Annotated in this window: 23 protein-coding genes and 2 pseudogenes; 12 read left to right on the top strand and 13 right to left on the bottom strand. The window is 33.2% G+C overall.

Annotation, left to right across the window (positions count from 1 at the left end):
• Positions 1–62: 62 nt before the first annotated feature.
• Positions 63–920, bottom strand: a complete 858-nt coding sequence (gene nadC, locus RRF69_RS10330; RefSeq protein ID WP_316939708.1) for a carboxylating nicotinate-nucleotide diphosphorylase — start codon at positions 918–920, stop codon at positions 63–65.
• A gap of 107 nt (positions 921–1027) precedes the next feature.
• On the opposite strand from nadC, the gene rlmH reads away from it, so the two are divergent.
• From rlmH to RRF69_RS10305, 5 genes are all read left to right on the top strand, one after another.
• Positions 1028–1501 (top strand): 23S rRNA (pseudouridine(1915)-N(3))-methyltransferase RlmH, encoded by a 474-nt coding sequence (rlmH, locus tag RRF69_RS10325; RefSeq protein ID WP_316939707.1) that lies wholly within the window; start codon positions 1028–1030, stop codon positions 1499–1501.
• A 93-nt stretch (positions 1502–1594) separates the two neighbouring features.
• Positions 1595–2185 (top strand): non-canonical purine NTP diphosphatase, encoded by a 591-nt coding sequence (locus tag RRF69_RS10320; RefSeq protein ID WP_316939706.1) that lies wholly within the window; start codon positions 1595–1597, stop codon positions 2183–2185.
• A gap of 14 nt (positions 2186–2199) precedes the next feature.
• Positions 2200–3228 carry an iron ABC transporter permease gene (locus RRF69_RS10315; protein ID WP_316939705.1) on the top strand — a complete coding sequence of 343 codons (1029 nt, stop codon included), beginning with the start codon at positions 2200–2202 and terminating at the stop codon, positions 3226–3228.
• Positions 3229–3247: 19 nt separating this feature from the next.
• Positions 3248–4042 carry an ABC transporter ATP-binding protein gene (locus tag RRF69_RS10310; protein ID WP_316939704.1) on the top strand — a complete coding sequence of 265 codons (795 nt, stop codon included), beginning with the start codon at positions 3248–3250 and terminating at the stop codon, positions 4040–4042.
• A 68-nt stretch (positions 4043–4110) separates the two neighbouring features.
• Positions 4111–5160 carry a M28 family metallopeptidase gene (locus RRF69_RS10305; protein WP_316939703.1) on the top strand — a complete coding sequence of 350 codons (1050 nt, stop codon included), beginning with the start codon at positions 4111–4113 and terminating at the stop codon, positions 5158–5160.
• 67 nt (positions 5161–5227) lie between these two features.
• On the opposite strand, the gene RRF69_RS10300 is transcribed toward RRF69_RS10305, so the two are convergent.
• Positions 5228–5680 carry a DUF1569 domain-containing protein gene (locus RRF69_RS10300; protein WP_316939702.1) on the bottom strand — a complete coding sequence of 151 codons (453 nt, stop codon included), beginning with the start codon at positions 5678–5680 and terminating at the stop codon, positions 5228–5230.
• Between the two features lie 10 nt (positions 5681–5690).
• Positions 5691–6692, bottom strand: a complete 1002-nt coding sequence (gene holA / locus RRF69_RS10295) for a DNA polymerase III subunit delta (protein WP_316939701.1) — start codon at positions 6690–6692, stop codon at positions 5691–5693.
• A gap of 259 nt (positions 6693–6951) precedes the next feature.
• Between holA and RRF69_RS10290 the strand changes: the two genes are divergently transcribed.
• Both RRF69_RS10290 and RRF69_RS10285 read left to right on the top strand, forming a co-directional pair.
• Positions 6952–7398, top strand: a complete 447-nt coding sequence (locus RRF69_RS10290; RefSeq protein WP_316939700.1) for a type I restriction enzyme HsdR N-terminal domain-containing protein — start codon at positions 6952–6954, stop codon at positions 7396–7398.
• Between the two features lie 87 nt (positions 7399–7485).
• Positions 7486–8484: a glycosyltransferase family 2 protein gene (locus RRF69_RS10285; RefSeq protein WP_316939699.1), complete on the top strand. Its 999-nt coding sequence runs from the start codon at positions 7486–7488 to the stop codon at positions 8482–8484.
• A 22-nt stretch (positions 8485–8506) separates the two neighbouring features.
• Here the strand turns inward: RRF69_RS10285 and RRF69_RS10280 are convergent, their stop codons facing one another.
• The 8 genes from RRF69_RS10280 to nusB form a co-directional block, all read right to left on the bottom strand.
• Positions 8507–9127: an L-threonylcarbamoyladenylate synthase gene (locus tag RRF69_RS10280; RefSeq protein ID WP_316939698.1), complete on the bottom strand. Its 621-nt coding sequence runs from the start codon at positions 9125–9127 to the stop codon at positions 8507–8509.
• Between the two features lie 104 nt (positions 9128–9231).
• Complete coding sequence (locus RRF69_RS10275; protein WP_316939697.1) at positions 9232–9933, bottom strand: response regulator transcription factor; 702 nt, start codon at positions 9931–9933, stop codon at positions 9232–9234.
• Between the two features lie 12 nt (positions 9934–9945).
• Positions 9946–11511, bottom strand: a complete 1566-nt coding sequence (locus tag RRF69_RS10270; protein WP_316939696.1) for a HAMP domain-containing sensor histidine kinase — start codon at positions 11509–11511, stop codon at positions 9946–9948.
• Positions 11512–11629: 118 nt separating this feature from the next.
• Complete coding sequence (gene coaE / locus RRF69_RS10265) at positions 11630–12211, bottom strand: dephospho-CoA kinase (RefSeq protein ID WP_316939695.1); 582 nt, start codon at positions 12209–12211, stop codon at positions 11630–11632.
• A gap of 1 nt (position 12212) precedes the next feature.
• A complete protein-coding gene (locus RRF69_RS10260) occupies positions 12213–13151 on the bottom strand; it encodes a YbbR-like domain-containing protein (RefSeq protein WP_316939694.1) in 939 nt (312 codons plus the stop codon).
• A gap of 90 nt (positions 13152–13241) precedes the next feature.
• Complete coding sequence (gene yajC, locus RRF69_RS10255; protein ID WP_316939693.1) at positions 13242–13562, bottom strand: preprotein translocase subunit YajC; 321 nt, start codon at positions 13560–13562, stop codon at positions 13242–13244.
• A gap of 5 nt (positions 13563–13567) precedes the next feature.
• Complete coding sequence (locus tag RRF69_RS10250) at positions 13568–14032, bottom strand: DUF1573 domain-containing protein (RefSeq protein ID WP_316939692.1); 465 nt, start codon at positions 14030–14032, stop codon at positions 13568–13570.
• Between the two features lie 40 nt (positions 14033–14072).
• Complete coding sequence (gene nusB, locus RRF69_RS10245; RefSeq protein WP_316939691.1) at positions 14073–15011, bottom strand: transcription antitermination factor NusB; 939 nt, start codon at positions 15009–15011, stop codon at positions 14073–14075.
• Between the two features lie 570 nt (positions 15012–15581).
• Here nusB and RRF69_RS10240 point away from each other — a divergent pair.
• Positions 15582–17336, top strand: coding sequence for an ABC transporter ATP-binding protein (locus RRF69_RS10240; protein WP_316939690.1), 1755 nt, complete (start codon positions 15582–15584; stop codon positions 17334–17336).
• An 81-nt stretch (positions 17337–17417) separates the two neighbouring features.
• Entirely contained in the window at positions 17418–17804 is a 387-nt protein-coding gene (locus RRF69_RS10235; protein WP_316939689.1) for a PUR family DNA/RNA-binding protein, read from the top strand.
• Between the two features lie 99 nt (positions 17805–17903).
• On the opposite strand, the gene RRF69_RS10230 is transcribed toward RRF69_RS10235, so the two are convergent.
• Together RRF69_RS10230 and RRF69_RS10225 are read right to left on the bottom strand one after the other, a co-directional pair.
• Positions 17904–18968, bottom strand: a complete 1065-nt coding sequence (locus RRF69_RS10230; protein WP_316939688.1) for a chorismate-binding protein — start codon at positions 18966–18968, stop codon at positions 17904–17906.
• A gap of 20 nt (positions 18969–18988) precedes the next feature.
• The gene (locus RRF69_RS10225) at positions 18989–19408 is read right to left on the bottom strand and encodes a PaaI family thioesterase (protein ID WP_316941137.1); all 420 of its coding nucleotides are present in this window, start codon (positions 19406–19408) and stop codon (positions 18989–18991) included.
• A 70-nt stretch (positions 19409–19478) separates the two neighbouring features.
• On the opposite strand from RRF69_RS10225, the pseudogene RRF69_RS10220 reads away from it, so the two are divergent.
• The 3 genes and pseudogenes from RRF69_RS10220 (at position 19479) to RRF69_RS10210 (ending at position 21870) form a co-directional block, all read left to right on the top strand.
• Positions 19479–19976: pseudogene (locus RRF69_RS10220) on the top strand (IS1096 element passenger TnpR family protein).
• A 134-nt stretch (positions 19977–20110) separates the two neighbouring features.
• Entirely contained in the window at positions 20111–21034 is a 924-nt protein-coding gene (locus RRF69_RS10215; protein ID WP_316939687.1) for an ABC transporter ATP-binding protein, read from the top strand.
• A pseudogene (locus RRF69_RS10210) lies at positions 21027–21870 on the top strand (ABC transporter permease). Before RRF69_RS10215 ends, RRF69_RS10210 begins: the two are co-directional and overlap by 8 nt.
• The last annotated feature ends 16 nt before the right edge of the window (positions 21871–21886 follow it).

Here is a 21886-nt window from a genome sequence, read left to right as displayed (position 1 = left end):
TTCTAACTTCCATACTTCCTACCTTGTACTTCCAAACTTTGCAGTTCCAACTTTATACTTATTTACACCGCTTTCAAACTCAGGTCCATATTCGAAACAGAATGAGTTAAGGCGCCCGATGAAATAAAATCGACTCCACAAGCTGCGTATTCCCGAATTGTGTTCTCATTGATTCCTCCTGAGGATTCAGTAAAACAGCGATTGCCAATGAGCGCGACTGCTTTTTTGGTATCTTCATAATTAAAATTATCAATGAGAATTCGATAAACCCCTTCATTAGAAAGAATTTCTTTAATTTCTTCAAGGCTTCTTGCTTCAACAATAATTTTTAAATCTAGGTTATTTACATTCAAATAGTTTTTTGTTTTGGCAATTGCAGCAGTGATACCGCCTGCAAAATCAATATGATTGTCCTTAATCATAATCATATCATACAAAGCAAATCGATGATTTTCCCCTCCACCTATTTTTACTGCCCATTTTTCAATGGCTCTAATTCCAGGAGTGGTTTTTCGAGTATCTAAAATTTTGGTTTGAGTTCCTTCTAGTAAATTTACAAAAAAAGCTGTTTTTGTTGCTATTGCAGACATTCTTTGCATGGCATTTAGCACCACTCGTTCCGCCATCAAAATTGATTGTGATTTTCCAGACACGTGAAAAACAATATCTCCAACTACTACAGGCTCTCCATCGTTGATAAAAGTTTCTACTTCTAAATTGGAATCAACATAAGCAAAAACTTGTTTCGCAAAGGCAACTCCTGCAATGATACCGTCTTCTTTTACCAATAGTTTTGCTTTCCCTTTGGCATCCGAAGGAATACACGAAAGAGAGGTGTGATCTCCATTGCCAACATCTTCTCTTATTGCATTCGAAATAATGCCTTCAACTTCTCTGTCAAATAATTCTCTTGATATCATAACTCGTATAATTCTGATGTAAAAATAGTATTTTAATTATAAAATGTGAAAGATGAATTCGGGCAATTAATTCCACATTCTAAAATCATAATTCGTAATTTTGAAGGATGAAAATTAAATTACTCGCCATTGGGAAAACAGATCATAAACATCTGATTCAACTAATTGAAGAATATCAAAACCGCATCAAACATTATATCAAATTTGAGATGGATATCATTCCAGACATCAAAAATGTAAAGAACTTAAGTGAAATTCAACAAAAAGAAAAAGAAGGAGAATTGATACTCTCCAAGCTACAAAGTACCGATCAGTTAGTCTTATTAGACGAAAAGGGAACTCATTTTACATCGATTCAGTTTTCACAGTATTTGCAAAAGAAAATGAATGCAGGAATCAAACAACTTGTATTGGTCATTGGAGGGCCCTATGGATTTTCTGATACAGTATACCAAAAAGCAACTGGAAAAATAGCACTATCTAAAATGACTTTTTCACACCAAATGATTCGGTTATTTATTGTTGAACAACTCTACAGAGGATTTACCATTTTAAAAAACGAACCCTATCATCACGAGTGAAACGAACTTATTTCAATATTCACTTTATAGAAAAACAGCGCAAGACACATAAAACATTGTAACTTTGTTCCAATTGATTATTATACATACAGCATGAAATTAGTATTTGCAACCAACAACCTCAATAAATTAAAAGAAGTTCAAGAAATGCTACCCAACACGATTGAACTTTTAAGCCTACAAGACATTCGTTGTGAGGAAGAAATTGACGAGACAGAAGTAACCTTGGAAGGAAATGCAAGAATAAAGGCAGATTATATTACCCAAAAATTTGGATACAATTGTTTTGCAGATGACACAGGATTGGAGGTCGATATTTTGGACGGAAGCCCGGGTATTTATTCAGCTCGATATGCTGGAGAGCCCTCTAATGCTGAAAACAATATGCAGAAACTTTTGAAGGAATTGGATGGGAAAGAAAATAGAAAAGCACAGTTTCGAACAGCCATTTGTTTAAACTTAGATGGAAAACAATTTCTCTTTGAAGGAATTTGTAAAGGTAAAATCTTATTCGATAAACAAGGTGAAAAAGGATTTGGATACGATCCCATTTTCCAACCTGAAGGGTTTCAAGAATCATTTGCGAGCATGAAATCAGATGAAAAAAATACAATTTCTCATCGTGGAATTGCAATACAAAAATTGATTGTTTTTTTAACAAATCATAAAACACAGATCTCATAGGGATACCACAAATAATGGAACATAAATCCTATTCAAAACATTTTATTCTACTCTCGGTTTTACTGATAGTCTTCTTTTTTCTGAATATTAGTTTAGGCTCGGTATCCATCCCTTTTGAAGAAATTCTTCAAAGTCTTGTTGGAAATATGACATCCAAAGAAAGCTGGCAAACCATCGTTTTAGATTTTAGATTGCCAAAAGCTATCACAGCAATTTTGGTGGGCTCAGGACTCTCAATTTGTGGATTATTGATGCAGACACTGTTTCGAAATCCACTTGCAGGTCCTTTTGTATTAGGAATATCCTCAGGAGCAAGTTTAGGAGTTGCCATATTGATTTTAGGTTCTTCACTTTTTGGTGGTTATTTTCTAAGCAATTCAATTTCCAATTGGTCTTTAGCTATTGCCGCAAGTTTGGGAGCATTCTTAGTATTATCAGCAGTGATTATTGCCGCAAACAAAGTACGCAATACCATGTCTATCTTAATTATCGGATTGATGTTTGGGTCTTTTACAGCAGCAATTATTTCGGTACTCGCCTATTTTAGTGAAGCCGCTCAAATTCAACAATATTTATTTTGGAGTTTTGGAAGTTTAGGAAACTTAAGCTGGTCAGAAATTAGCGTATTTGGAAGTTTGTATCTCATTGGAATTCTGGGTATTTTTTCAGTAATCAAACCTTTGAATAGTTTTTTGTTGGGCGAAAATTATGCGAAAAGTTTGGGCATCAATATTAAAAAAAACAGAACGATTATCTTAGGAATTACCAGTTTACTCACAGGAATTATAACAGCTTTTTCGGGACCTATTGCCTTTATTGGTCTGGCAGTACCCCATATAGCAAAAATTGTTTTTGCTACTTCAAATCATAAAATAATTCTCCCTGCTTCTGCAATTATTGGAGGCATCGTATTGCTCATTTGTGATAGTATTGCACAATTGCCAACGAGTGAATTTACAGTACCCATCAATGCAATTACCTCTTTGTTTGGGGCGCCCATTGTGATTTGGTTGTTGATTCGGAAAAAGAAAATAGTCGTATAATAGTATTAAAATTTGAATTTTGAACACTGTAAAAAAGAACATCCTTTCTGCTGAAAACCTGAGCATCGGTTATCATCAAAAAAAAGATCAAAAAGTGATTGCAAATGAAATGAATCTCGCAATTCAAGAAGGAAGTTTTACAGCAGTAATTGGTCAAAACGGAATTGGAAAATCCACCTTATTGCGAACCCTTTCTAACGTTCAAAAACCTTTAGAAGGGACCGTTTTTATCAATCAAAAACCGAGCAACGCCTTCTCACATCAAGAATTGGCAAAAACCATCAGTTTGGTTTTAACGGAACGAATTCCTGAAAGTCAATTGACCGTTTTTGAGCTGGTTGCACTGGGAAGACAGCCCTATACCAATTGGATCGATCGTTTATCAAATGACGATCTTGAAAAAATTCAATGGGCAATCGAGAAAACTAACTTAGAAGCCCTTCAAGATCGCCTGTTTTATGAATTGAGCGATGGGCAATTGCAACGTGTTTTGATAGCGAGAGCCTTGGCACAAGATACTCAAATCATCATTTTAGATGAACCCACAGCACATTTAGACATGCATCAAACAATTACAATTTTTGAGCTACTACATCAACTGACTCTTACCACCCAAAAAACCATCTTAATCTCTACACACGAAATTAATTTGGCCACAAAGATGTGTGATGAACTGATACTTTTATCAGAAAATAAAATCTATTCAGGAACCACAGCGTCATTGATTGCTCAAAATGCTTTTGAAACCTTATTCACGTCGGAAATCGTGAAATTTAATCGAACCTTAGAACAATTCGTCATCACCAAAAATTAAATTTGATGTAAGTATAAGTTTCGCTACATTTGACTTCTAATTACTTTGAAAAAATTAAACATTTATCCATGAAAAAAATACTATATGCAGCCAGTGTACTTGCTTTCATCGCTTGTGGATCTGGAAAAGACCTAAAAAAGAAAGAACCAGCAAATATTGATCAAGCTGTAAAATTTGCAAAAACTATTACCGCTAAAGATTTAAGTGCACACCTATTCATTTATGCATCTGACGAATTTGAAGGAAGAAATACTGGAGAGCCAGGACAGAAAAAAGCAGTAGAGTACTTAAAAAATTTCTATGTAAATCAAGGAATAGCTTCAGGAATTGGTGGAGATGACTACTTTCAAGAGGTACCTGCTACTTGGTTAAATGCAAACGCACGCAGAGGAGGTTTGAAAGATTCTGAAAACGTTCTTGCCTTTATCGAAGGAACTGAAAAACCAGAAGAAATTGTTGTGATTTCAGCACATCTAGATCACGAAGGAATCAAAGAAGGAAAAATTTATAACGGAGCTGATGACGATGGATCCGGTACTGTAGCTATTCTAGAAATTGCACAGGCTTTTAAAAAGGCTGTAGATGCTGGAAAAGGTCCAAAACGTTCGATTTTATTCCTACATGTTACTGGAGAAGAAAAAGGATTGTTAGGTTCTAAATATTATACAGAAAATCCAGTATATCCAATAGCCAATACTGTTTGTGACCTCAATATTGATATGGTAGGTCGAATAGACGAAAGACACAAAGAGGATCCAAATTATGTATATTTAATAGGTTCTGATAAGTTGAGTACCGAATTGCACAACCTTTCTGAAGCAGTTAATAAAAAATATACCAATATCAATTTGGATTATAAATACAATGATGAAAACGATCCAAACCGTTTTTACTACAGATCTGATCATTATAACTTTGCAAAGTACAATGTTCCTATTATCTTTTACTTTAATGGAACACATGAAGACTACCATCAACCCTCTGATACTCCAGATAAAATTAATTATGAGTTGCTAGAAAATAGAACGCGACTTATTTTTCATACCGCTTGGGAAGTAGCCAATATGGACAAGAGAATCATTGCAGATAAAGCCGTTATCAATGAAGGAACCCAATAGAAAATTTCACTATATCAAATAGAAAAACCGAGCAAAATTTGCTCGGTTTTTTTTTGTAAATTATAAATTACACACCAAACTGTGTTAGGTGATGGTCTAGATGTTTGTAAAATAAACAGCTCCATTCTGAAGCAGTTAAAGAACCAAATGAAGAAGATCTTTTACCTTCAAACTCAGCTTCACCGAATTGCTGAGTTTTATTAATAAAGGCAATTAATCGATCTTTTTCTAGTTCGAAGTTTTTCTCATCTTTAATTTTGAATTGTGGAGCAGTTTTACCATTTTTTGGGTAGGGTTTTTCTGAAAGAACCATTTTCTTAACAAAAGTTTTGAGTATCCAACGGCTGAGTCTGTTTGGTCGTGAATATTGATTTGTATAAACCATTTCGTAGGCAACGCAGCAATGTGCCAACATTTGAGAAACCGACATACTCCCCCAAATGGGGCTACTTGTTGTACTTAAATTTTCGATTCGCTTTACAATCGTCTGAGCTACTTCGATATTGAATATATTTTTCATAGAGAAAGAGTTAATGCAGAATTTTAAACAATAATTCTTTTAAGACATCTTCATCCGACTGATTAGCACCGACCCCCTTGCTTTTTACATCTGCATCTCTTAAAAAAGCAATGACTTGAGCTACTTTTCGCATGGGATAATTACGTACCGCCAAAAAATATTCATCGATAAAAAACGGATGGACACCCAAACTTTTGGCAACAGTATTCTTGGATCGATCTTCTAATCCATGAAACATCAACAATTGTGTAAAGAAATTATTTAGCAAAGAAATCGTCATCACCAAGGGATTGTTCTTTGGGTTTTCGGCAAAATAAGCAATAATTCGATTCGCTTTGACTATGTCCTTCTCTCCGATTGCCTTTCTCAACTCAAAATTATTAAAATCTTTTGAAATTCCAATATTTTCTTCAATGTGGATGGGATTGATAATCGTTCCAGCAGGCAAAACTAACATTAACTTGTCTAGTTCGTTTGAAATCTTACTTAGATCAGTTCCTAAAAACTCAACCAACATTTGGGCAGCTTTGGGTTCTATTTTGAAATTCTTGCCACTTAAAACTCTACCAATCCAATCTGAAACTTTATTTTCATATAATTTCTTACTTTCAAAAATCAATCCCGATTTTGCAATTACCTTGTAAAGTTTTTTTCGCTTATCTAATTTTTTATATTTATAATTAAGAACTAAAACCGTTGTAGGTTGTGGATTTTCTGCATAAGAAACCAAATTTTCAATAGTACGACTCAAATCTTGAGCTTCTTTTACAATCAATACCTGGCGCTCTGCCATCATGGGATAGCGCTTAGCTGAGGAAACAATCTCCTCTACGGTTGTATCTCTACCGTACACTACTTGCTGATTGAAGCCTTTTTCTGCTTCGTCTAAAACAGTTCTTTCAATAAAATCAGAAAGCTTATCAATATAATAAGATTCTTCTCCCATTAAAAAATAGATGGGTTTGAGATCTCCTTTTTTAATATCTGATACAATCGAATTAATTTCCTTCATGGGGATATTGTAATTTTTAGCCGAAATTTACTGATGAAAATAATCAATTTCGTAAAAACAAAGATACTGAATCAGACAGGCATGATCCATCTTCTCATAAACAATTCATTAAAAAAGATAAAAAAGGATAGCATATTTGTGCTTCATGCCTGATCGTTGTTGACTGTTCACTAAGATCTAAATTATAAGGACCTTACAATAAAATCTCTGCTTTCCTTTTTGTAACTCATTTTAATTTGTGATCTTCGTAGTACAAGATATGCAAGATCTCAATCTACCAACTTACACCTTCAAACTCAAAAGCGTCGAAAACAACACGCTAATTTTTGATGATTTGAGAAAAAAATTTATTGTCTTAACTCCCGAAGAATGGGTCCGACAACACTATGTTTCTTTTTTGATTAGAGAAAAGAACTATCCAAAATCGCTAATCGCTTTGGAAAAGCAATTGGTTCTAAATAATCGTATCAAAAGAACCGATATTTTAGTGTTTAATACCGCTGGGAATCCCGAAATTATTGTAGAATGCAAAGCTCCATCCATCAAAATAACACAAGCTACTTTTGATCAGATTGCGCAATACAATTTAAAGTTAAACGCTACTTATTTAATCGTAACCAATGGTTTAGAGCATTTTTATTGCAAAATGGATTTTAAAAATGAAAGCTATATTTTTTTGAAAGAGGTTCCAAATTATCAGCCATAAACTTGACTTAATAAAAATAGAAAAACTAGAATTAAATTTCAAAAATAATCATCTGTCAAACTCAGCATAAAAACGTAAATTTACTTCTTGAAAACAGCTATTGTCATCTTAAACTGGAATGGAGAAAAACTGTTAGAACATTTTTTGCCCGGTATTGTAAATTTTAGTGCTCAAGAAGCCGAAATTTATGTGGCAGACAATGCTTCTACAGATGCTTCTATTCAATACGTACAGAGATATTTTCCTTCAGTAAAGATTGTCGAAAATACTATCAATGGTGGTTATGCAAAAGGATATAACGACGCTCTTCAATCCATTTCAGCAGATATTTACTGCCTAATCAATTCGGATGTAGAAGTTACCCAAAACTGGATTACTCCCATTTTAGAAGTTTTTAAAAAAGAAGAAAACACAGCCATTATTCAGCCAAAAATTTTAGATTTTAAAGACAAGACTAAGTTTGAATATGCAGGTGCTGGTGGAGGATTTCTAGATTTGTACGGATATCCGTATTGTAGAGGTCGGGTTTTTAATGAAATTGAACTTGACACTCATCAGTTTAATGATGTTTCAGAAATATTTTGGGCTTCTGGTGCTTGTTTTTTTATCCGTTCCAAAGTGTACCATCAATTAGGTGGTTTTGATGAAGATTACTTTGCCCATCAAGAAGAAATCGATCTTTGTTGGAGATCTCAAAATAGCGGATACGATGTCAAATACGTTGGTTTGTCTACGGTATACCACGTTGGAGGAGCTACTTTACAAGAGACCAATCCTCATAAAACCTATTTAAATTTTAGAAATAGTTTGTTAAATGTAGTTAAAAATGTACCTAAAAAATGGTTTCTATTTGTGGTCATCTCACGTTTAATTTTAGACGGTATTGCGGGAGTGAAATTTTTATTTGAATTCAGGCCTATACATACCTTTGCCATTTTAAAAGCTCATATCAGTTTTTATAAAAACTTTATTAAATTTTTAGGAAAACGAAGAAAACTTCAAAAAAAATCTAACTATAATCTACACACTAGTGTGGTATGGCAGTATTTTGTGATGGGTAGAAAAAAGTATCACGACCTAAAGTAATCGTTTAAGAATCACTTTAAACCTAAAGAATATCGATACTCCCCTTTCCTTCCCGAAGGATGGTAGGTACTTCAGTTGTTAGATCTATGATCGTAGAACCTAGATTATCTCCAAAACCTCCATCAATAACTACATCTACCAGATGTTGCCATTTCTCAAAGATCAATTCGGGATCTGTAGTATATTCCAAAATATCATCTTCATCTTTGATTGAAGTAGTAATTATGGGATTCCCCAAGGCCTTCACCAAAGTTCGAATAATCGAGTTATCCGGAATTCGAATCCCTACTGTTTTTTTATTTTTAAATGCTTTGGGTAAGTTCTTACTCCCCGGTAGAATAAAAGTATACGGTCCAGGTAGTGCTCTTTTTAAGATTTTAAAGGTAGCTGTATCAATTTGCTTTACATAATCTGAGAGATGGCTTAAATCGTTACAAACAAAAGAAAAATTAGCTTTATCCATCTTAATTCCTTTGATTTGCGCAATTCTCTCAATAGCTTTTGTTTTGGTAATATCACAACCCAAACCATAAACCGTGTCGGTAGGATAGATTACCAATCCGCCGTTTTGCAGCACCTGTACCACCTTATCAATCTCTTTTTGATTAGGGTTTTCATTATATATTTTAATAAACTGAGCCATGTTGTAAAAATAAGAATAAAATTCAGAATCACTATTTATAAAAAAACCTGATAGTAGTAAGCTATCAGGTTTTTAAGATGGGGTAATTTATTGTTTTGGAATACTTAACCTTTTTCAATCAATCGGAAACCTTCTCCATGAATGTTTAAAATTTCAACTCCTTCATCACGTTTTAAATATTTTCTCAATTTGGCAATGTAAACGTCCATACTTCTGGAGGTAAAATAATTATCATCACGCCAAATTTTGGTCAACGCCAACTCTCTAGGCATTAAATCATTTTTATGAATGGCTAACATTCGTAGTAATTTACTCTCTTTTGGAGATAATTTTTGAGGTTCTTCATCTTCACCAATAGATAAGTGTCGTAATTTCGAATTGAATAAAAATTTACCTATTGTAAATTCAAATTGTTCAGAATCAGAAGAAATATCAGATTCTTTTCGTTGTAAGATTGCTTTAATTTTATACAATAAAACTTCAGAATCGAAAGGTTTGTTTAAATAATCATCGGCACCTACTGAATATCCTTTCAACACATCTTCTTTTAACGTTTTTGCTGTTAAAAAAATAATTGGCACCTCTTTATTGGTCATTCGAATGTCTTGTGCTAAAGAAAAGCCATCTTTACGCGGCATCATTACATCTAAAATGCACAAATCATAAGTACTGTTTTTAAACATGATCAACCCTTCTACGCCATCTTTGGCATGGGTGACCTCATAATCGTTTAATGCTAAGTAATCTTTCAAGACGATTCCAAAGTTTGGATCATCTTCAACTAATAAAATTTTCTTTTTTCCCATCTTTTCTATTTATTAAATTATTGGTAATTTTACTGTGAATATACTTCCTTTTCCTTTTTCACTTTCTACAAAAACTGTTCCGTGATGCTTTTCAACAATTTCCTTCACGTAGGCTAACCCTAAACCATGACCTTTTACATTGTGTATATTGCCCCTTTCTTCTCGATAAAATTTCTGAAATACATTTTTCTGAATATTCTTATGCATTCCAATTCCTTCATCCTTTATTTTAAACACAAAAAACTTATTGGTGCTTTCTGTGTACACGTCAATTTTTGGAGCTCCTTCAGAATATTTAATTGCATTTTCTAACATATTTACTATCACATTGGTCAAATGAAATTGGTTTCCAGAAATTTCATCAATAATGGCTTCAAAATGGGTTTGAATACTCCCTTTTCGGTCACGAAGCAACAAACTGATATGTGTCATTGCATCTTCAATGACCTCATGCATATCGATGTTATCTTTGTCAATTTCAATTTGATTTTTTTCTAATCGAGAAATGCGCAATACATTTTCTACTTGTGCATGCATTCGCTTGTTTTCATCACGAATCATTTTTACATAACGCAACACTTTGTCTTTGTCATCTATAATTTTCGGATTTTTAATGGAATCCAAAGCCAGATTAATCGTAGCAATGGGTGTTTTGAATTCGTGGGTCATATTATTGATGAAATCCGTTTTGATTTCCGATATTTTTTTCTGTCGCATTAATTGATACAACGAACTAGAAAAAGCCAAAATAATGATAAAAATAAAAAACAAAGAAAGCAACAATATGCTTGAAATACCCGATAAAATTACCTTATTTCGAGTTGGAAAAGTAATGTATAGTTTGTAATAATCTCCTTTTCCGTTCTTTATCAGTGGATAACCTTGACTCTCATTCGGATTGATCGTATAATACCCCGATTTTAAAGGAGTTGCCAATCCATCGTTATTATACACACCGTATTTATAATCTATGGTAACATTTCGTTTTTGCAGTTCTTCGCTCAAAGTTGCATTCAACTCTCGGTTTGAAATCCTTTCCGTAATTGGTAAACTGTCTTTAAAATCTTCAAAGGCAGCCAAAAGCTCTTTCTTTTCTTGTTCTTTATTTCGATAATAATAGGAATAGCGCTCTTCACTATTTACACCAAACAAATCACCTTCCTTTTTGATAGAAATCGCTTTGAAAACATCTTTTTTGGTGGTGATTCTCTTTACCAAAATAGAATCATTGTCTAAAAAATCTGTAGGAATTTTAAAATTCTCTTCTAAGATGGTGGTTCCTACAGAAAACCGTTGATTTTGCTGTTGATCGTATTCTTGAAATAAATAATTTTTTATTTTTGCTCGATCGGCCAACTCAATTTTTTCAATGATCCCTTTGTGCTTTTCATAAAGCTGATCATTTTCTTTGGTTTTAATTCTCTCGGATGTTGATGCCAAGGCTTTAAAAACATCTTTATCAAATTGTTCTTTTTTACTTTCAAGCGCGTTATTCACCCAATATACTTGCACAGCAATAATTCCTATGAGTGAAACACTCATAAGAAACACAATCAAAACAAACATTCTTTTAGACATTGTTCAAATTTAGTTTAATATTCATAACTAATTATGTTTATCAGGATATTTTCACATTAAATATTAATTTTTAAGATTTTTTTAAGACAAACCCTGAAAATAAACGAACAGATGATCGCTATAATGTTAAAATATTATGAATCCTATATACTTCTTCTTTCAAAGCAGGTAAAGAAGTATTTTGGATGAGGTAGTTGGATTGCAATCTTTTCTTTTCTTCTGGAAATTGATGCTGCATTCTATCTAAAACAGCTCTTCGAGTTGTTTGATCTCTGTGAATGATTCTCGAAATCCGATCTTCTAATGGGGCAGAAACGGTGAGAATACAATCACAAAATTGATTATTTTGTGTTTCAAATAAAATTGCATTTTCGTAAAGAATATAGGCTTTATGAGCATTCAAAGCTACAAATTCGGAAAAATGCTTTGCCACTTGTGGATGTACAATTTCGTTAAGAATTTGAAGTTTTTTGGGGTCTTTAAACACAAGATTTGAAAGATAGGCCCTTTGGAGGGTATTGTCTACAAATAGTTCCTTACCAAAAGCATTGATTAGTTGAGATTTTAGCAGAGGTGAGCTATTCATCAAGTTCTTAGCCTCTTCATCTGCAATATATACCGAAATGTTTTGAAACGCCTTAAAAAAATTTAAAACGGTTGTTTTACCACTACCTATACCACCTGTGAGACCCACAATCATTTTATTTCTGAATTAAATAATCAATTTTATTTGGAATCAGTTTTACATTCCTGACAAAACTGGGTTGAGAAATTAGTTTGGGGATCAAATACGGAAATCCATTTGCTTCTGAAACTGCATAATCGCAAACAATGGTAAATGAATTTTGATCCACATTTTTAAATCTTGGCAAATCGACTTTAAAAACAACTTTTATTTCTTTCGGAAAGGTAGTTAGATTCAAGTTTTTAGGTCTGTTTTTTACAGTAAACGGAGTCATAAGACTTCCTTCTGTGAATTTTTCTACAAATCCGTTAACAATTACTTCTTTGACATTGTATTTTATATTTTTCAAGCGTTCATCCAATAGAAGAGATGCTTTTTGAGAAAAGTTTGCACTCACATTTTCTAAAGAAATTTGCTGAAAGGTGAGCTCTTTTAAAGCTTTTACCTGTGCTTCTGGCCCAGAAACCAAGACACTATCCGGGTTGATTACTAGGGGTTTTAAAGCATCATAACCAATGTGATAATCGATCTTTAAATTAGGAATTACTGGAACTTTTTTAGAGAGGAGTTGCCCAATTTCTAAATGAATGGTGTCTTTGACAAATCCAACTAAGTACAAACCAGAAACCAATTGTTTCTGAATATGTGATTTTTGAGTGGATGCTAAAAAGAAGTAATCATGCTTTCCTTTTTTCGACAAATTATTTGTCTTTAACTGAACATGGTGATTAAACAGTCGTGTAGAGAGAAGTTTGAATCCCGTTCCTCTAGCGATAATTTGAAGCTCCTTCTCGGGTGCTTTTTGCAAGAGTTGGTCTTGAGGAAGCTCGTCATAGGCTACCGTCAAAGAAACTTGTGTTACATATTCTTTAGAAAAGGTAATGAGCAACCAAATTAATAAGGACAAGACGAGAAAAACAAAAAAGGTTTTCGATATTTTTTTAGTGAATTTCAAAAGGTGATCAATTTTTAATGCAATCTACGGAAAAAGAAGATACAAAAAAAGTGAGCAAATTGCTCACTTTAAATTTTACGCAGAAAAAACTTATTTTTTTTCTTTTGGTAAATATTTTTTGCTCAATTCCATAGAAATTGAAGAGCGCTCAAATTTAATTTTTCCAGCACCTGTTTCTATAATAACGGTATTGTCTGTAGCATTTACATCCACGATCTTACCGTGAATTCCACTAGAGGTAACCACCATTTTACCTTTTCCAATTTCAGCTTGAAAGGTTTTCTCTTTTTTCTGACGATTCATTTGTGGTCTGATCATAAAAAAGTACAGAACTAAAATCATTGCCAAAAACGGCAACATACTCATTAAACCACCAGCAGCGTCTGCCTGTAAAAAAATTACTTGAAACATATTTTTTATTTATTTGGATTTGGAATTACCATTCCTGATAATTTTAAGATTTCTCTACCTAGGGCTGTATTCGTAGATAAAGTAATGGTTTTAGATTGTCTGTTTGGTTTTCCTCTTGTATTAAACTTTACAGCAATATCGGCAGATTCTCCCGGTTTGATGGCGTTTCTAGGCCAAACTGGCACGGTACATCCACAACTTGCTTTCGCGTCGGTAATGATCAAATCTGTATTTCCGGAGTTTGTAACTTTATATACCGTTTCAACAACATCTCCTTCGTTGACTGTTCCAAAATCATATTCGATTTTATCAAAAGAAATACTAGCAGCTCCTTTGTTGATTTCAGTGTCTCTTTTTTTAGCTTTTTCTAAATTAACGACATCAATTTTTGAGGCAGCCTTTGTATCCTTACAAGCAGTAAAAAATCCTGCTGAAAGAGTCAAAGCGAAAAGTATTATAATTTTCTTCATGGGGTTTTATTTTTTTTTGTAAAACTAATAAATTGTTGGCTTATAACAAACCTCTCCCTATTTTTTTTATTTTGTTTTCTTTCAAATACTCTTTAGAAAGCTTGTCCAAAACACCATTGATAAAATAACTGCTTCTTTCAGTAGAGTAATCTTTAGCAATTTCTATAAACTCATTGATAGTTACTTTGGTAGGAATCGATGGAAAGTTTAAAAATTCTGTGATCGCCATTTTAATCAAAATCATATCAATATCTGCAATCCGATCTGCTTCCCAATTCGGTGTTTGATCGGCTATATCTTGTTGATACTCATGTTGTCTTAAAACTGTTTTTCTGAATAAATCCGATACAAACTGCTTGTCATCATTGTCTTTATACAAACTGTCTAACACAAATATTTTGCCTTCTTTTTGTTTTGATAGTGACTTTACAATCCAAGTGTTTACAAATGGAATATCATCAACCCAAGAAATCATTTTATCTTCAAAATAATCTGCCAATTTTTCATTGGGTGCAATAATTTCTTTAAAAAAGGCTATTACAAAGTTTTTATCAGCATTAAAGGAGGCCTCTTCTGTACTAACATACAGATTAAAAAGATCACTCTTTTGAAGTTCTTCAAAGACAATCTTCACATATTCACTGTCCAAAGACCAATTGTCAATTTTATTCAACTCGATATACCCATCCAAACTAACACTTTCTTCCAAAGCGCAAATTAACTTATTGTTGATAAATTTAGTATTGGGTTTTAAATCTTCTTGAGTAGCAAGAAATTTCTTTTTTGATAATTCAATTTTTTTTGCAGCTAATTTTTTAACTTCAATGATTAATTGAATATTTAAAACATACAAATCAAACATTTTTTGAATACTATGTTTTAAGAATTTTTCTTCTTTAATGACATCGTCATTTAGAGATTGTTGCATAGCATACACAGACTGCATTACTTTTACGCGAATATGTCTTCTGTTGATCATTTAAAGAACGTGTTTAAAAAAAAGAGCGATAGATTCGTTTCTATCGCGATGCAAAAATAGACTTATTTATTTTTTCTTTGGTGAATTTGAAGTTTTTTTTTGAGTAGCTATTTTTGGAACTCAAATATCATAGCATATCATTTTGAATGGTCAGTATCTTCCCTTGAAATGATTGGATGGTATAGGGACTGCTTCGTTCCATTTTTGTTTGTCTGAAAAAAAAATGAACCGTTTCTATAGCGTATGAATGCACCTACTAATCAGTTAGAGCCTCAGCTCCGAAAAATACAAATGAAATTTTTTTGTAGTCCTAAAAACCAATTCTAAAACTGTACTCTGAATCCAATTAATTATTTTTATTCCTGTATCTTCGTGGCTTCTAAAAAATATTTTTTGAGAAGTCCAAGTTCTAGAATTTCACTAAAAAATTGGATTTAAATTTGATCGTTGAAATTTCAAAAGAACAAAGAATTAAATCAGATCAAAAAGACCCTCATGCTCTTTTAGAAACAGAAACATATAAACCGTTGAAGAAATCGTATTTCTACAATACAACAGCTATAATTCAAATTGAAAGCCCTATCCTACATAAATAAATACTTTTTAAAGTATAAATGGCGATTCTTAGTCGGACTATTAATTACTGTTTTTTCGAAACTACTCGCCTTACAGGTTCCACAAATTATTCGAAACTCTCTAAATGCAGTTGAAGATTATCAAAATGGAGTAATTACCGATACTACACTGGTAAAAAAAGAATTATTAATCAATATTTTAATCATCGTTGCTCTTTCTATCGTTGCAGGTTTTTTCACTTTTCTAATGCGTCAAAAGATCATTGTAACTTCTCGATTGATCGAATATGATTTAAAAAACGAAATCTATCATCAATACCAACGGCTGTCACTCAATTTTTATAAGAAAAATAGAACAGGAGATCTGATGAATCGTATCAGCGAAGATGTTTCAAAAGTAAGAATGTATGTCGGTCCTGCCGTCATGTACACAACCAATATGGTGGTGCTATTTATTGTTTGTTTTACACAAATGGCACAGGTGGATAGCACGCTAACCTTATACACACTCCTACCCTTTCCAATATTGTCAGTTTCAGTATTTACCTTGAGCAAAGTCATTCATAAAAGAAGTGCCATTGTTCAGCAATACTTGTCCAAGCTAACCACTTTCAACCAAGAATTTTTCTCTGGAATAAATGTGGTAAAATCCTATGGTATTGAAGCTTCTATTATTAAAGATTTCGATACAATCGCAGATTTAAGCAAAGAAAAAAATATTGATTTAAACAAAGCCAATGCTCTTTTTTTCCCCTTAATGGTTTTGCTGATAGGAATTAGCAACCTCATTGTGATCTATATTGGAGGACGCCAATACATCAATGGAGAAATTCAAATAGGAACCATTGTAGAGTTTATTTTGTATGTCAACATTCTTACATGGCCAGTTGCAGTTGTCGGTTGGGTCACTTCAATGGTACAACAAGCAGAAGCATCTCAATTACGGATCAATGAATTTTTACAACAAGTACCCGAAATAAAAAACCAAAATTCTACCCCCTTTACCTTACAAGGGAAAGTTACTTTTAAAAATGTAAGCTTAGACTACGATGATACCGATATCACTGCTTTAAAAAATATTAGTTTTACAGTAAATACTGGTGAAACAATTGCTATTTTGGGAAAAACAGGTTCTGGAAAAACATCGATCATCAACCTTATTTCTAGACTTTATGACGTGAGTAAAGGAGAAATTTTAATTGATGACCAACCCATTACTAAAACCAATTTAGACGAATTGAGAAATCAGATTGGTTTTGTACCTCAAGATCCATTTTTATTCTCTGATACGATCGAAAACAATATCAAATTTGGAAAAGAATACGCTAGTAAAAAAGAAATTGAAAAAGCTGCAAAGAATGCAGTTGTTCACGACAATATTATCGATTTTAAAAACGGATACAATACAATCTTAGGAGAACGAGGAGTGACACTCTCTGGAGGACAAAAACAGCGAGTATCGATTGCAAGAGCCATTCTAAAAAATCCAAGTATTTTAATTTTTGACGATTGTCTATCTGCTGTGGATACAGAAACCGAAGAACAAATTCTTTCCAATTTGGAAAAGGTTTCCAAGAATAAAACTACATTTATTGTAAGTCATCGCATTTCTTCTGCAAAAAATGCAGACAAGATCATTGTCTTAGACGAGGGTGAAATTATACAGCAAGGCACTCATAATCAGTTAGTAAACATAGATGGATACTATAAAGATTTATACGACCAGCAAGTTTCAGAAAAAGAAATTTAGCCTTTAACATTACTAAGTGAAATATTTTATTAGATTTGTTACTCAAACAAACATGATTAATAACTACTATTAAAAAGAATTATGGCAGAAAGAGTTGAGCAAGAAGAAATTTTTTCACAGGTACTAAGAGCTGGAAGAAGAACCTATTTTTTTGATGTGAGAGCAACAAAAGCTGATGATTATTATTTAACCGTTACTGAGAGTAAAAAATTTACCCATGATGATGGTTCGTTCCGTTATCAGAAACACAAAATATACCTCTACAAAGAAGATTTTAAAGATTTTCAAGAGATGTTGGGGAAAGCAACCGATTATATTTTGAATGAAAAGGGTGACGAAGTTATAAGTGAACGTCATCAAAAAGATTTTAAGAAAGAAGAGGGAACAGATGCTACAACAAAGCTAGCTTCTAAAGAAGAAAACACATCGACAGATAGTTTTACAGACATTTCGTTTGAAGACATTTAGCATCTTAGATCAGTTTGTTAAATGATTTATTAAGACAAGGATCATGTTGAGATCCAGTTTTACAAAAAGCCGCTAGTTTTAACTAGCGGCTTTTTGTGATTATAGAACAGCTTTCATTACCTTACTCTTAGACACAGTTTCTTCCCACTCTTTTTCGGCATCGCTATCTTTGGTAATCCCTCCGCCAATGTAAAGAATCGCATTGTTCTGTTGAATTTCCATACAACGCAAATTAACATAAAGTGCAGATTTTTCAATTTTACTTTTAGGCGTTTTTAAATTCAATTCACCCAGATAGCCTGTATAAAAAGATCGATGGTAGTTTTCGTTCTCTAAAATAAAATTTTTGGTTTCTAATCGTGGCAAACCACATACAGCTGGTGTAGGATGCAAAGCGTTGATCAAGGTTTTTAAACTAGTCTGTTTGTCAATCAAATCTCCAGAAATTTTAGTTCTTAAATGAAGTAAATTTCCAGCGGTTATGGTTTCTGTTTTTTCAATTATTAAATCCCTTGTAATTTCATTGATTTGAGAACGAATAGAGGTGGTGACCAATTGTTGTTCTTCTATCTCCTTCTCTTGCCACTGAATATCAGCACTTCCTGTGTTCATTTGAGTTCCTGCCAAAGACATGGTTTCAAAATGCCCATCAGAAATTGTCAATAAGGTTTCGGGGGTTGCACCCATCCACAAGCCTACTTTAGGATGATACCAAACATACCCAAAGGCATTTGGATAGTTCTGCAATAATTTTTTATAGCTATTGACCAATTCAAAATTAACAAGTTTTTGTTTCTCTTTTCTCGAAAGCACCACTTTTTGAAAGCGCTTTTTCTGAATCTCTAAAATTGCTTTTTTTACCAATTGAAGGTGGATTTCTTTAGAAGTAGAATCTGACACAAATGAGCTTGCTTCTGACGAAATAGGAGCAGTTAGCAAAAGTTCTTCTTGAAAAAAATCTGATTCCTTTTTTGGAATTAAAATTGAAGGCTCCCGATTGTCAAACGGTGAAAATACAAAACCAGAAGCACTAAACGTTTCTACCAAAAACAACTCCTTCGATTTTTGAAAAAAACCAGAGAGCTTCTTTTCATTGGGTTTTCGATAGACTACAAAAGGGATTTGTTGTTCTAAATGAGTTGTAATTGTATCGAAAATAGTCAAGCTTATATCTGTTTCTAGGGTTATTTTCTTTTTTCCAAAATGATGTTGGTCATTTTAGCAACTGCAATCAACATACCTTCTTCATCAATAATGGTAACTTCCCATAAATGAGTGCTTTTTCCTTTGTGAATATTTTTTGCAGTAGCAAAAACCATTCCTTCTCGTTTGCTTTTGATGTGGTTGATGGAAAGTTGAATTCCATTGATGAAATGATTTTTTGAATCAATAAAAAAGTGAGAAGCAGCACTTCCAACACTTTCGGCCAAAGCTGCAGTTGCTCCCCCGTGCAATTGACCATAGGGTTGATGCACTTTGCTAGTTACTGGCATTTTTGCGGTTAAAAAATCATCACCAAGGTCAACAAACTCTATATCAAGTGATTCCATCAATGTATCTTTACAGCTTGCGTTAAAACCTGCTAAAATTTCTTTTTTATCCATATGTTGTAATTCTAATGTAAAATTACACATAAAAATTTGTATTTTTGACCTTGAAAAGCTAAACTATTTCATGTACAAAATCCGAGTAATTTTAGACACCAAAGAAGACGTTATTAGAACGCTTTTGGTTGAGAGTAACATCAATCTAGAAAATTTACATTTAACCATCGCAAAATCTTTTGGCTTTAAAGGTCAGGAAATGGCTTCGTTTTACAGAACGGATGAAGAATGGAATCAAGGTGAAGAAATTCCATTGTTCAGTATGGAAGAAATTGGGGAGGGGATTTCGATGCAAACGTGTATGCTAAGCAGCAGCTTACCCGAAGTAAATCAAAAACTTATTTATGTCTACGATTTTCTTAAAATGTGGACTTTTTACGTGGAAGTTTTAGAAATTTCTTCAGAAGAAAAATAAGGCTTACCCCTGATCATTCTTTCGGTAGGTGAAGTTCCTGCAGATGCTCCTGAAAAAGAGTTTGTTTCAGACAACGAAGATGAAACAGATACTATTGACGGTATTGATGACGAATTTGGAGATTTTGACGAGTATGATTTTAATGAATATTAATGACCTGTACTCCACCTCTTTTTCCCTATTTCCCAAACAAAAACGAGATAGCACTTTCTTTCAAATTCTCTCTTTGATTCGTAACAAATTTGTAAATTGATCGTCTTATAGATAATCAATTAAACAACATTTTTTTGGAAACCATACTCTCTCTTAAAAATCTCGACAAAAAATACGGTCTAGTTCATGCAGTCAACAATCTTTCTTTTGACATTCAAAAAGGGAATGTTTATGGAATATTGGGACCTAATGGAAGTGGGAAATCGACCACTTTAGGAATCATATTAAATGTCGTCAATAAAACTTCTGGTGATTTTTCATGGTTTAATGGAGAATTGTCTACCCATCAAGCTCTTAAAAAGGTAGGCGCTATCATTGAGCGCCCCAATTTCTATCCATACATGACAGCCTCTCAGAATTTGGAGCTAATATGTAAAATCAAAGAAATTTCCACCGATAAAATCGATGAAAAATTACAATCTGTCAACCTCTACGAAAGAAAACATAGCAAATTCAGAACCTTTTCATTAGGAATGAAACAACGTTTGGCTATCGCTTCTGCCTTATTAAATGATCCTGAAATCTTAATTTTAGACGAGCCTACGAACGGATTAGATCCACAAGGAATTCATGAAATTAGAATCATTATTCAAAATATTGCCAAAAGCGGAACTACCATTTTATTAGCCTCTCACCTCTTAGACGAAGTTGAAAAAGTATGTACGCATGTGGTGGTGATTCGAAAAGGAATCAAGTTATATAGTGGACGCGTAGATGAAATGTCTGTTTCGAATGGATTTATCGACATAAAAATTGATACAGATGCAATTGAATTTGCAGAAATCTTAGAAAAACATCCTGCCATTCAAAAAGTACATAAAGAACAAGACACCTTTATCGCAACCCTAAACAAAGATTTTTCGGCTTCTGAAATGAATGCCTATTTGTTTGAAAACGGGTTTACTGTTTCACACTTGGTCAAACGCAAACCGAGTTTAGAACAACAGTTCCTCGATTTAACCAACAACTCATCAGCAAAAAAAGAACGTCATGTTTAGACTCCTTTCTATAGAATTTCATAAATTAAAACACAACAGAGCCAGTAAGATCTTGATTCTTATTTACTTCGGATTACTCATGGCTATCGCTTTAATTGCTGCTATTAAAATTCCTTTTTTTGGTCAAACAATCCACTTGGCAGAGCAAGGGATTTTCAATTTTCCCTATATCTGGCATTTCAACACCTTTGTGGCAGGAACTCTAAAGTTTTTCTTACTGTTGGTAATTGTATCTATGATGTCTAACGAATACAGTAACAAAACGTTAAAGCAAAACCTAATTGATGGCTTGAGTAAAAAGGAGTTTATTTTATCTAAATTCTATACTGTTATTGCTTTTGCATTGATTTCAACCATTTTCGTATTCATTGTTTCCTTAATATTGGGCTTGATCTATTCTGACTACAATGAGCTTTCTATCATTGTTACAGATTTAATATATTTAGTTGCTTTCTTTGTCAAATTAGTAGGTTTTTTCTCCTTTGGACTGTTCTTAGGGATTTTTGTAAAAAGATCTGCATTTGCCATTGGTGCTATGCTTGTTTGGTGGATGACTGAAGGCATTTTATGGCTAATTTCTTTATGGATTTTTAGAGGATCCAAAGAGACTATGGCTGAGGCTTCAGAAGTCATTTTTTGGCTTCCGCTTGAAGCAATGAGTAACCTGATCAAAGAACCTTAGTTCGAGATTGGGAGTTGTAAAAACAATTGCAAATCAAATGGGAGGATTTACAAAAAGTTATGCTGTTGAATTTACAGACATTTTCATTGTCATTCTTTGGACTGGAATCTTCATCTACGGGTCATATCGACTGTTAAAAAAGAGGGATTTGTAATCCTTTTTAAATATAT

This window comes from Polaribacter sp. HL-MS24 (genome assembly GCF_032758595.1).
Lineage (GTDB): Bacteria > Bacteroidota > Bacteroidia > Flavobacteriales > Flavobacteriaceae > Polaribacter.
Note: the sequence above shows the minus strand (reverse complement) of the source record. Positions and strands in the feature narration are given on the sequence as shown.

What these genes read in the sequence shown, in the direction of transcription:
- coaE (WP_316939695.1), bottom strand. Translation starts at nt 12,211, where the DNA reads ATGATTGTGGGTCTCACAGGTGGTATAGGTAGTGGTAAAACAACCGTT.
- RRF69_RS10280 (WP_316939698.1), bottom strand. Translation starts at nt 9,127, where the DNA reads ATGGCTCAGTTTATTAAAATATATAATGAAAACCCTAATCAAAAAGAG.
- RRF69_RS10315 (WP_316939705.1), top strand. Translation starts at nt 2,200, where the DNA reads ATGGAACATAAATCCTATTCAAAACATTTTATTCTACTCTCGGTTTTA.
- rlmH (WP_316939707.1), top strand. Translation starts at nt 1,028, where the DNA reads ATGAAAATTAAATTACTCGCCATTGGGAAAACAGATCATAAACATCTG.
- RRF69_RS10235 (WP_316939689.1), top strand. Translation starts at nt 17,418, where the DNA reads ATGGCAGAAAGAGTTGAGCAAGAAGAAATTTTTTCACAGGTACTAAGA.
- RRF69_RS10270 (WP_316939696.1), bottom strand. Translation starts at nt 11,511, where the DNA reads ATGTCTAAAAGAATGTTTGTTTTGATTGTGTTTCTTATGAGTGTTTCA.
- RRF69_RS10320 (WP_316939706.1), top strand. Translation starts at nt 1,595, where the DNA reads ATGAAATTAGTATTTGCAACCAACAACCTCAATAAATTAAAAGAAGTT.
- RRF69_RS10250 (WP_316939692.1), bottom strand. Translation starts at nt 14,032, where the DNA reads ATGAAGAAAATTATAATACTTTTCGCTTTGACTCTTTCAGCAGGATTT.
- holA (WP_316939701.1), bottom strand. Translation starts at nt 6,692, where the DNA reads ATGAAGGAAATTAATTCGATTGTATCAGATATTAAAAAAGGAGATCTC.
- RRF69_RS10290 (WP_316939700.1), top strand. Translation starts at nt 6,952, where the DNA reads ATGCAAGATCTCAATCTACCAACTTACACCTTCAAACTCAAAAGCGTC.
- RRF69_RS10300 (WP_316939702.1), bottom strand. Translation starts at nt 5,680, where the DNA reads ATGAAAAATATATTCAATATCGAAGTAGCTCAGACGATTGTAAAGCGA.
- RRF69_RS10275 (WP_316939697.1), bottom strand. Translation starts at nt 9,933, where the DNA reads ATGGGAAAAAAGAAAATTTTATTAGTTGAAGATGATCCAAACTTTGGA.
- nadC (WP_316939708.1), bottom strand. Translation starts at nt 920, where the DNA reads ATGATATCAAGAGAATTATTTGACAGAGAAGTTGAAGGCATTATTTCG.
- yajC (WP_316939693.1), bottom strand. Translation starts at nt 13,562, where the DNA reads ATGTTTCAAGTAATTTTTTTACAGGCAGACGCTGCTGGTGGTTTAATG.
- RRF69_RS10225 (WP_316941137.1), bottom strand. Translation starts at nt 19,408, where the DNA reads ATGGATAAAAAAGAAATTTTAGCAGGTTTTAACGCAAGCTGTAAAGAT.
- nusB (WP_316939691.1), bottom strand. Translation starts at nt 15,011, where the DNA reads ATGATCAACAGAAGACATATTCGCGTAAAAGTAATGCAGTCTGTGTAT.
- RRF69_RS10305 (WP_316939703.1), top strand. Translation starts at nt 4,111, where the DNA reads ATGAAAAAAATACTATATGCAGCCAGTGTACTTGCTTTCATCGCTTGT.